The organism is Bacillus sp. FJAT-53060, assembly GCF_037104745.1.
GTDB classification, from domain to species: Bacteria; Bacillota; Bacilli; order Bacillales; family Bacillaceae; genus Bacillus; species Bacillus stratosphericus_B.
Window position 1 is genome coordinate 1 of record NZ_JBAWSW010000062.1, and the last position, 9,490, is coordinate 9,490.

The 9,490-nt window shown below is 40.1% G+C and carries 11 protein-coding genes; 2 read left to right on the forward strand and 9 right to left on the reverse strand.

The genetic code is table 11. The features are described from left to right. The coding region (locus tag WAX46_RS14935; RefSeq protein ID WP_336493384.1) for an IS3 family transposase at window positions 1-186 on the forward strand (186 nt) is incomplete at its 5' end. A 51-nt stretch (window positions 187-237) separates the two neighbouring features. Here the strand turns inward: WAX46_RS14935 and WAX46_RS14940 are convergent. From WAX46_RS14940 to WAX46_RS14980, 9 genes are all read right to left on the reverse strand, one after another. Continuing rightward, entirely contained in the window at window positions 238-1,206 is a 969-nt protein-coding gene (locus WAX46_RS14940) for a YpdA family putative bacillithiol disulfide reductase (protein ID WP_336494266.1), read from the reverse strand. A gap of 122 nt (window positions 1,207-1,328) precedes the next feature. Then, window positions 1,329-2,603: a Glu/Leu/Phe/Val family dehydrogenase gene (locus WAX46_RS14945; RefSeq protein ID WP_226567903.1), complete on the reverse strand. Its 1,275-nt coding sequence runs from the start codon at window positions 2,601-2,603 to the stop codon at window positions 1,329-1,331. A gap of 183 nt (window positions 2,604-2,786) precedes the next feature. Then, entirely contained in the window at window positions 2,787-3,365 is a 579-nt protein-coding gene (locus WAX46_RS14950) for a genetic competence negative regulator (protein WP_226567902.1), read from the reverse strand. A gap of 165 nt (window positions 3,366-3,530) precedes the next feature. Beyond that, window positions 3,531-4,319, reverse strand: a complete 789-nt coding sequence (locus WAX46_RS14955; RefSeq protein WP_336494267.1) for a metallophosphoesterase — start codon at window positions 4,317-4,319, stop codon at window positions 3,531-3,533. A 91-nt stretch (window positions 4,320-4,410) separates the two neighbouring features. Beyond that, on the reverse strand, window positions 4,411-4,863 hold the full coding sequence (locus WAX46_RS14960; RefSeq protein ID WP_336494268.1) for a YpbF family protein: 453 nt from the start codon (window positions 4,861-4,863) through the stop codon (window positions 4,411-4,413). Between the two features lie 61 nt (window positions 4,864-4,924). Beyond that, entirely contained in the window at window positions 4,925-5,689 is a 765-nt protein-coding gene (locus WAX46_RS14965; RefSeq protein WP_336494269.1) for a LysM peptidoglycan-binding domain-containing protein, read from the reverse strand. Beyond that, entirely contained in the window at window positions 5,634-6,275 is a 642-nt protein-coding gene (locus tag WAX46_RS14970; protein ID WP_226567898.1) for a CPBP family intramembrane glutamic endopeptidase, read from the reverse strand. The genes WAX46_RS14965 and WAX46_RS14970 overlap by 56 nt, the downstream gene beginning before the upstream one ends. Further along, complete coding sequence (locus WAX46_RS14975) at window positions 6,272-7,777, reverse strand: RecQ family ATP-dependent DNA helicase (protein WP_336494270.1); 1,506 nt, start codon at window positions 7,775-7,777, stop codon at window positions 6,272-6,274. Before WAX46_RS14975 ends, WAX46_RS14970 begins: the two co-directional genes overlap by 4 nt. Next, entirely contained in the window at window positions 7,770-8,822 is a 1,053-nt protein-coding gene (locus tag WAX46_RS14980; protein WP_336494271.1) for a helix-turn-helix domain-containing protein, read from the reverse strand. The genes WAX46_RS14975 and WAX46_RS14980 overlap by 8 nt, the downstream gene beginning before the upstream one ends. A gap of 268 nt (window positions 8,823-9,090) precedes the next feature. Here WAX46_RS14980 and WAX46_RS14985 point away from each other — a divergent pair, with 268 nt between their 5' ends. Beyond that, on the forward strand, window positions 9,091-9,339 hold the full coding sequence (locus WAX46_RS14985) for a ferredoxin (protein WP_226567895.1): 249 nt from the start codon (window positions 9,091-9,093) through the stop codon (window positions 9,337-9,339). Window positions 9,340-9,490: the final 151 nt, after the last annotated feature.

Below are 9,490 nucleotides of genomic sequence, written 5' to 3' on the forward strand. Positions count from 1 at the left end.
GTTATCGAGAACTTCTTCGGTATCTTAAAGTCTGAATTTCTATACCTAAAAGAATTTGAGGACATCGAACACTTCAAGCAAGAACTTGAACAATATATTGATTACTACAATCACACACGTATAAAGACGAAACTAAAAGGCATGAGTCCGATACAATATCGAACTCATGCCTCGAAAGCTGTCTAATAAATACCGTGTCTAACTTAAGGGGGTCACTTCAAGTCCAGTTCTTTTTTATTAGTTGATTCTTTTGTTGATTTCTTCTGCAATCAGCTCTCCATGAAACCTTCCATTTTCAATGAAAATTTCATTGGCGTTGTTTCCAGCGGCTATAACCCCTGCAATGAAGATGCCTTCTATGTTTGTTTCCATCGTTTGTTCATCAAATGCTGGCCGACCTGATTCTTGATCAATCGTTACACCCATTTTTTTTAAGAAAGAATGATCAGGATGATAACCTGTCATCGCAAAGACAAAATCACTTTTTACACGATCGATTTGGTCTTGTTGATTTGTAAAGATCACCTCTTCTTCTGTGATTTCTTTGACCTGTGCGCCAAACTCCATTCGAATGGTTCCATTCCGAACGAGGGCTTCAAACTCTGGTAAAATCCAAGGTTTGATGTTAGATGAATACTCAGTTCCTCTATACAAAACAGTGACCTTGCTTCCGCATTTCACAAGTTCTAGCGCAGCATCGACACTGGAGTTCTTCCCCCCGATGACCGTCACATCTTTATCAAAGTATGGGTGGCCTTCTTTAAAATAATGATACACGTGAGGAAGCTCTTCCCCTTTGACGTTCATATAGTTAGGATGATCAGAGTAGCCAGTGGCAATTACGACGTAGTCACATGAATAGTCCTCTTTTGACGTGCTGACGGTAAAACGCCCATCTTTTTTCGTTACAGCGTTTACTTTTTCAAACGCATGCACACGCAGGCTTTTTCGTCTGACCACCTCTCTGTAATAGGATAGTGCCTGAATACGAACTGGCTTCCGGTTTTCAGTAATAAAAGCGACACCACCGATCTCAAGCTTTTCGCTTGTGCTGAAAAAGGTTTGATGTGTTGGATAATGATAAATACTGTTGACCACATTTCCCTTTTCAATCACAAGTGCATCAATCCCGATTTGCTTGAATGCGATGGCCGCTGATAATCCACATGGGCCGCCTCCTATAATGATCGCTTTTTCTTGTTTCATTTGTTCCACTCCTGTCGTTTCACTGCAATACAATTACTGGGCTGTTTGTTCTTTGTGCCATTACATAAAAAAATCTCCTATTTAAGGATAGGAGATTTTAAGACGCGGTGCAAATAAGCCGCTTAAATCCAGCCTCTGAATCGAGAAGCTTCAGCCATTTTACGTACGCCGACCATATATGCTGCAAGTCGCATATCAATGCGGCGGTTTTGCGCCATTTCATAAATATTATTAAATGATTTCACCATCATATCTTCTAAACGAGTTTCCACTTCTTCTTCTGTCCAGTAGAACCCTTGGTTATTCTGAACCCATTCAAAGTAAGAAACAGTTACACCACCCGCACTCGCAAGTACATCTGGGACAAGTAGTACACCACGATCTGAAAGAATTTTTGTTCCTTCCAGCGTCGTTGGCCCATTTGCTGCCTCTACGACAATTTTGGCTTTAATGTTGGCAGCATTATCTTCTGTAATTTGATTTTCAATGGCTGCAGGTACTAAGATATCACAATCCAGCTCAAGCAACTCTTGGTTTGTAATTGTATCGTTAAACAATTTAGTGACGGTTCCAAAGCTATCACGTCGGTCAAGCAAGTAGTCAATGTCTAGACCATCTTCATCATATAATCCGCCGTAAGCATCTGAAATCCCTACGATTTTTGCCCCCGAATCATACATGAATTTAGCCAAATAACTTCCTGCATTTCCGAATCCCTGTACGACAACACGAGCCCCATTGATGTCAATTCCTTTTTTCTTCGCCGCTTCTTTGATGCAGATCGTCACACCTTTTGCAGTTGCAGTGTCACGTCCGTGTGACCCTCCAAGAACAATTGGTTTTCCTGTAATAAATCCTGGCGAGTTAAACTCATCAATTCTAGAATATTCATCCATCATCCATGCCATAATTTGAGAGTTTGTAAACACATCTGGTGCTGGAACATCTTTTGTTGGTCCAACGATTTGACTAATGGCGCGTACATAGCCGCGGCTAAGTTTTTCAAGCTCTCTGAATGACATTTCTCTTGGATCACAGATAATACCGCCTTTTCCTCCGCCATAAGGAAGATCCACAATACCACATTTTAAACTCATCCAAATTGAAAGCGCTTTTACTTCTTTTTCAGTGACATTCGGGTGGAATCTAATTCCGCCTTTTGTTGGACCGACAGCATCATTGTGCTGTGCACGATAACCAGTGAAAATTTTCACCGATCCATCGTCCATACGTACTGGAATTTTGACCGTTAATAGTCGGATTGGCTCCTTCAGCAATTCATACACTTCTTGCGGATACCCCAATTTGTCAAGCGCTTTATGTATGACGGTTTGAGTTGATTTTAAAACATCTAACTTATCTTCTGCGTTTTGAGCGGCGTTTTGATCTGCTGCCATTAAAATAAACCCCCTAGAAATCTTTCATGATCTACTGCTCCCTTTCAAGCAATAGTATACACCTTCGTACTGGTAAAGCAAAGGTAAAAAGCGTTTTTTATCAAAATAAAATATCAGGTTTATAAATATAAAAAAATACTGTTGTTTCATCACAACAGTATTATTTATAATAGAAAAAAGTGATTAAAAATACATCGGGATTGTTTTGATTGCATCTTCTTGCATAATCACTTTTCCATACTCTTGTAGCCGGTGAATGGTTAATGTCGTAGGAGATCCAAACTCCGCTAAAATGGAAATCACGGTATCAGCAGACAGTTCTTCAAAATCATCAAGGCTGAGAAAATATTGACCTTCATAATGGTAAACTGTCCCCCCTAAAAGTCCAATACGACTTAAACTATGGGACAGTTGAATCACATCTTCAAACGAGGCAAATTGATAGAGCACTTGCTTACTCTCGTCGAGCTTGACTTGCATCTCAATGTAATCTTCATCAAACTCTTCATCAGCATCTTCCTGCTGACTCTTCGTAACAATGACAACCATCCCCTGCGCCTGAAGAGAAAATACTTCAACAGCAATCGGTCCATTCGCTTCAAAGCCGAGCTCCTGATTCGCTTCGTTCATCATGTCTTTAAACAGCTGATGAACTTTGAACGAATCTTTCCAAAGGTCTTCTTTCGTAAGACCTCGGTCTGTCAGGTCATCTAGTGTGAGAAAAATTTTGATTTTATTATAATTCAGACGCTCCAGTCGCATAACGTTCCCTCCTGCCTCTTCTAAACACACATCATACTGTAGTATATGAGATGATGAGTCATAGGTTCTTAATTTTGTATTCAGTTTACACTGTGTCAAGACGGAAGACAAGCATGAAGCGATGTTTATGGTGACTTTCATGGAAAATATTAGCAGTACATCAAATTAGTGAGTTTTTAGCGGCATTAAATAGATTAGATGGGTTTCTGGCTCTGCACCAAGACGCATTGAAATCTTTGTTGTTCCATAGCCATTACTAATCAGAAAGAAAGCCCCTTTGATCTGACCTGTTCCCCCTTTTTCATACGGACCAAATTTCCCAATGCGTATCTGCCCACCGTGGGTATGACCGCTCAGTACGAGGTCGATTCCTTCTTCCTCACTCATCACGTGATGCACATCTGGATTGTGTGACAGGAGAATATTTACATCTTCTTTGACAAACACAGGTCGTATCGCCTCATAATCTGCTTTTTCAAGTCGAATATCATCGATTCCGCCTATTTTGATTGGCTGGCCTTCAAAATCCCACACAGCCGTTTTATTTTGCAACGTGGTGACATCATAAGCGTGAAATATCTCTTTTAATTTTTGCTGATGCAGCTCATGATCATTATTTCCCCAAACAAAATAAACTGGCGCAATTCTTGTTAAACGTTTCACATTTTCTTCAATCCTCGCATAGGGTACGCCTTTCTCTGCTAAGTCCCCACCTATCATAATCACATCGGGCTTTTCCTGCTCTACTTCCGCTAACAACGTATCACTAATAAGGCGGCGATGCGTATCAGAAATAAAGAAAATGACTGCGGGTCTATCTGATTGAAGTGCTTCTATTGTAAAGTGATGCTTTTTGATGTTGTTTTGTTTTGCCGTTTTCACCATTTTTGCTGTTACACACACACCTGTTGTAACAGCAAAAATGGCGGCAGTAAATCCGATGGCATATTTCATCACAAATGGCTCCCTTACATCATCTTTCTTTTCTTTTATAAGACGCTTGAATGAAAAAAGACGTTTCAGCTGTTAAACGTCTTTTTTTCATTTATTTACTTTCATAATAGAGATTGATGTCATATTGCTTCTGCATGTAGTGAAAAACGGCCTCACGTTCTTTCCACTGATTTGATTGAGGCCATAAATCTGTGCTTTTTTGTATAATTTCACATCTGAGCTTATGATATTCATCCTCAGCCTTTTCTTCTTTTTTCATATAAAAAAACGATGCGTAAAAAGCAAACACTTCGGCCATGATCCAAAATAGAAACACCTCATGACCAAGCAATGTTGCAATCATAGCTTCTGGCTGCAGCGATCCCCCGCTATTAGCTGTTATGACAAAATAAAACAGAAAAATCGCTAGAGATAAAAGGGCTGTCCATTGCCACCTTTTGCACTGCTTTGCGAAGCCCTCATATTTGCGCTTTCTTTTAATCAATGTTTCAATCATTTTCTGTGTCGGCTGATCCATATAGCGACTGATTGCCTGCAATGTCATCACATACACCCTGTCCCTTTTTTCTACATATGTATGTGCTTATCCATTGATTCATGTCAGATCATTCGTTTTCTAATGGGATATTTAGCACTTGTCCACTGTACACACTGTTTCCTTTTAATTGATTATAAGCTCTAATTTTCTCTTCACCCGAACGGTTTTGGTAATACTTCATGGAAATTCGATACAGGTTTTCCTCTGGGCCAACAGTGTGCTGTACGACACGAACTGGCTTTTCTTCCTGCTGCTTTTTCTCTTCGGCTTCTTTTCGTTTTTTCTCTTCTTGCTGTTTTTGCAGGGCTAGCTGCTGCTCTTTACGCTTTTTTGCGGCTGCTGCCTTTTCACGCTCTTCTTTCTCTTTAGCAGCTTTTTCTTTTTTCTTTTGCTCTGCTTTTTCTTTTGATCGCTGCTTTTTCTTTTGATCGCTGCTTTTCTTTTTCTTCTCTTCATCAGACGCATCCGCTTTATCAGCGCTTGCGTCATTTTTTGTTTCGACAAGTGCTGACGGAACTGGGTCTGTGTCAGCACTTGATGTTTTATCAATATATACGTCTTGATTATTGTTATGTTTGATTTCCTCTGATGTGTAGTAGATCAAAAGGAAGAATACTCCTATGACGATAATAGGAAAGATAATAGCCAATGTCGTAAACAATGGGTTGCGCACCTTTTTTGTGCGCTGCTTTTTATATTCATGAAAATCTTCTCGCGTAGGAAAGTGAGAGTCATCTGAAGGATGTACTTCTTCTTGAAGATTTTCCTCTACATCGTCATGGATGTTTGTCAGTTGTTGTTTTTTTCTCTTCATTCTCGACATTTCTTCCATGTTCAGCCCTCCTCCTATATTTAAAACGAATTTGACATGCAAAGACTAAGTCAATGACAAAATGGGTCATGACAGGAACAAATAAATTCCCTGTCCACTCGTATAAAAGTCCTAAAAAAATACTAATGGAAACCACAAGGATAAACAAGAGTATTTTTGATAAGTAGCGAAAGTGAAGGAGCGCAAACATAATGCTGGCGATTTCAAGCCCAAATTGCTGTTGAACGATCCCTCGGAATAAAATTTCCTCTGAAAAGGCAATGAACAGTGTTAACCAAACAATATGCTGGATGCTACGATTTTTGAACATTTTTTCATTTAAGCCGCCATCATCATACATATGAGCAGGAAATACCCTCATGATAATTGCATCCAAAATGATGACAAGTAAAGCACCGCCAATTCCATAAGTCAGTATTCGCATATCATGGATCTGCCAAAGTGAGGTGAAATCAGTCCAATGTTCAAACATAAAAATGCCTAGCAAAAAAGAAACGATGAGCATGAGCAGCTGCGTGAAATAAAGTTGTTTTACTACTTGTCGATCGGTTAATTTTTGAATGATACGGCGATGTTGTTCTATCAATGTTGCGCCTCTTTTGTCAGATGAAACATACGATCCAGCACGGTCTTCCAGTGTTTCATTTCATTCAGCTCCAATTGTTGATCTTTTTTTTCATAATCAGAAAGGTCAAGTCCGCAAGAAGAGCAACAGTTTTCAGAGAAAGATCCCTCCGTTTCAAGCTGTTCGTCAAAGTATGATAACAGAGATTGTCTAAAGCAGCTATGACCAGTGGTTCGCTCTTTAAACTGCCACACTTTTCTTAGCTTTTCTGTTTGTCTGTCCTGCAGTTTTTCTTTCAGATTCTTCATGAGTACTTGAGGCTGTTCGGATTCGCACATCATGTAATAATGCGTCAGCATCCTCGCACGCGTCTCCTGGAGCCCAGCTTCAATCAATCGTTCGCGTAATTTTTTTTCATGATTTATAGACATTTCCGCTATTTGGGCTAAGAAAAAATCAATTTCTGGATCATCAAAGCCTTCTGCTTGAATCAAACGACTTTGAATATCCGCATCTTCTTCTGTATACAAAAGAACGCTCACACTGCTTTTCCCGTCCCGACCCCCTCTTCCAATCTCCTGCATAAAAGCTTCGATCGATTGCGGCGGGCTCATATGAATCACAAACCGTATATCTGCCTTATCAATTCCCATCCCAAAAGCACTTGTACAGCAAATGAGATCAATTTGCCCGCTGATAAATTGCTGCTGAATCAGCATACGGTCCCCTGCGTCCATTCCGCCATGATAATATTCTACACGTTGTTGGGTTTTTTGTTTGATGAAGAGGGTCATATCTTCTGTCATTTGCCGGGTCGGGCAATAAATCAGTCCAGGCCCTTGAAGAGTTTCCGCAAGCTCAATGGCCCGTTTCTCTTTTGCCTCTTTCGTTTCATGCGCTTCTTTGACTAGGGCAATGTTAGGCCGGTTCACCGAGTGAATATGAAAGTCTGGATGCTGTAATTGCAGAGTTTGCACTGTATCCTTTAGGGTTTGTTTTGTCGCTGTTGCCGTCAATGCTAAAGCCACAGGATGACCTAACGCTTTTCTCCATTCTCCTAACTTGGAATATTCAGGGCGAAAATCATGTCCCCACTCTGATATACAGTGAGCTTCATCGACGACAAAAAGACCAATATGCATCGACTTAAGCTGCTCTAATAGTACTTCTGACATCAGTGCCTCAGGCGCGACAAATAAAAATTTATATGATGGCAAATGCCGAATGATATGTCGTCTCACCTGAAAGGACAGTGTACTGTTTAGCGCCGCCACCCGTTTTTCTCCGCGCATTTTCATACGCTCCACTTGGTCCTCCATCAATGATAAAAGCGGCGAAATAATAAGCACTAACCCGTCTGTCATATAGGCAGGGATTTGATAACAAAGCGACTTTCCGCCCCCAGTAGGCAACATGGCCACCGTATCTTGATGATCAAGTACACTTTGAATAATCTCCTCTTGACCTGCTTTAAATGTGTCATAACCAAAGTATTGCATGAGCGTCTGATGAAGCTTATCCATTTGCTTTCACCATCCTTGTCAGTGCCAATCGTATTTGAAAATAAGTGAATGGATGCTCGAGTTTTTCTTTAATCAGCTTCATTTTGTTTGTTTGGAGCAGGCCGGCTACATTATGGATTGCCTGCTGCTCCTCTATGGTCACATAGGGTTCTATTGAAAAGCTAGGCTCATGAATAGACAGCTCCACAATATGGTCCTCGATCGTTGCCTTTTTTAACGAGCGAATGTGAGCAATTTGATGAATGCTAAACCCTTTTTGTACAAGCTCAAGTGTTCTGTGGGTAGAGGTGGTTAACACACGTTTGAATGCAAGGTCACCTACCATACGCTGCATGAGCGGTGCCTCACCTTTTTGTGCAGAATGAATAAAATAATGGAGCACATTCCAAAAAAGCATGTAAACATACCACACATCTTCTTTCATCCATTCAGCCATTTGCTGATACGTACGCCCGATTCTTTCATTTGAGGTCAATGAATAAACAAAGATCAGTGCTTCTTGATCACTTAAACGAACAAGGAGTTTTTTAAGTTCATGATGCAAATCTTTAGAAAAATTTTTCTTATGGTGATACTGTTTTAAAAAAGATTTTGTCCACCTTTGAACCGATACATCTCTTTGAATCGGCACATATTGATGTGACCCTGCCGCATGATGTGAGAGCACTTGTACAAGTAAAGATAGCCTCACCCATAGCATCTTTGCTTTATCATGATACTGGGCACCCTGAAAATAAGCAGGCATCGGTTTTTCAGAAAAAAGCTGTCTTACCATATGCTGTCCAGCATCTGTTACGCTGAATGTATCCCCTGTTTTTATGATGAAGTGCTGCTCTTCAAGCTTTTGAACAGAGCGGTTAAGCTGATCCCGCGTAAAGGCTGGATAACAGCCGAAATAGCTAGAAAGCTGAAACAAACTTGCATCCTGTATCGTTTGTGAAGATTTTTTCCCTTTAAAAAGATGGTAGACAGCACTAATGGAGCGTTCGCCGTTCAATTTATGTACGCTATCCATCAACATGACATCCAAGTAATGAATCGCCATTCATCAAAGCACCTGTCTTCCTGACAAAATTCGAATATTTTCTCCCTTTATTTTAACAGATTTCTTAGTAGATGAAATGTTTAAACTCAATTTATGGGGGAAAGTTATGAACAAAACCTTATGTGATTAGCATTCTCAATCACTTTACAGTTGAAATGTGAATTTAAAATCATTACAATAAGGTTTGAGGAAATTGTTTTTTTATCGGTGAAACTAAAAAGGTTAAACCATTTGTTCCATCGAACAATCTGGGAGGTATTTTTTTAACATGTCAAAATATACAATTGTAGACAAAGACACATGTATTGCTTGCGGCGCATGCGGTGCAGCTGCTCCAGACATTTACGATTATGATGATGAAGGCATTGCATTTGTTACGCTTGATGACAACCAAGGGACTGTAGAAGTTCCAGATGTACTTGAAGAAGATATGCTTGATGCATTTGAAGGCTGCCCAACTGACTCAATCAAAGTTGCGGACGAATCTTTCGATGGTGACCCACTTAAGCATGAATAGTATAAAAGCCCCTTATGCAGGGGCTTTCAGCTTGTAGACAAAGTCTACAAGCTTTTTTGTATAATAAGGGTAATAACACAATTCTGCGGGGGATGAACATGTTATCGAAACGTGAAGAAGAGAGAAGAAATCAATTAGAAGTAGTGGCTTT

Excerpts from the sequence above, each read along its gene's own strand:
- WAX46_RS14940 (WP_336494266.1), bottom strand. The coding sequence starts at position 1,206 with ATGAAACAAGAAAAAGCGATCATTATAGGAGGCGGCCCATGTGGATTA.
- WAX46_RS14945 (WP_226567903.1), bottom strand. The coding sequence starts at position 2,603 with ATGGCAGCAGATCAAAACGCCGCTCAAAACGCAGAAGATAAGTTAGAT.
- WAX46_RS14950 (WP_226567902.1), bottom strand. The coding sequence starts at position 3,365 with ATGCGACTGGAGCGTCTGAATTATAATAAAATCAAAATTTTTCTCACA.
- WAX46_RS14955 (WP_336494267.1), bottom strand. The coding sequence starts at position 4,319 with ATGAAATATGCCATCGGATTTACTGCCGCCATTTTTGCTGTTACAACA.
- WAX46_RS14960 (WP_336494268.1), bottom strand. The coding sequence starts at position 4,863 with ATGACATTGCAGGCAATCAGTCGCTATATGGATCAGCCGACACAGAAA.
- WAX46_RS14965 (WP_336494269.1), bottom strand. The coding sequence starts at position 5,689 with ATGGAAGAAATGTCGAGAATGAAGAGAAAAAAACAACAACTGACAAAC.
- WAX46_RS14975 (WP_336494270.1), bottom strand. The coding sequence starts at position 7,777 with ATGGATAAGCTTCATCAGACGCTCATGCAATACTTTGGTTATGACACA.
- WAX46_RS14980 (WP_336494271.1), bottom strand. The coding sequence starts at position 8,822 with ATGGCGATTCATTACTTGGATGTCATGTTGATGGATAGCGTACATAAA.
- WAX46_RS14985 (WP_226567895.1), top strand. The coding sequence starts at position 9,091 with ATGTCAAAATATACAATTGTAGACAAAGACACATGTATTGCTTGCGGC.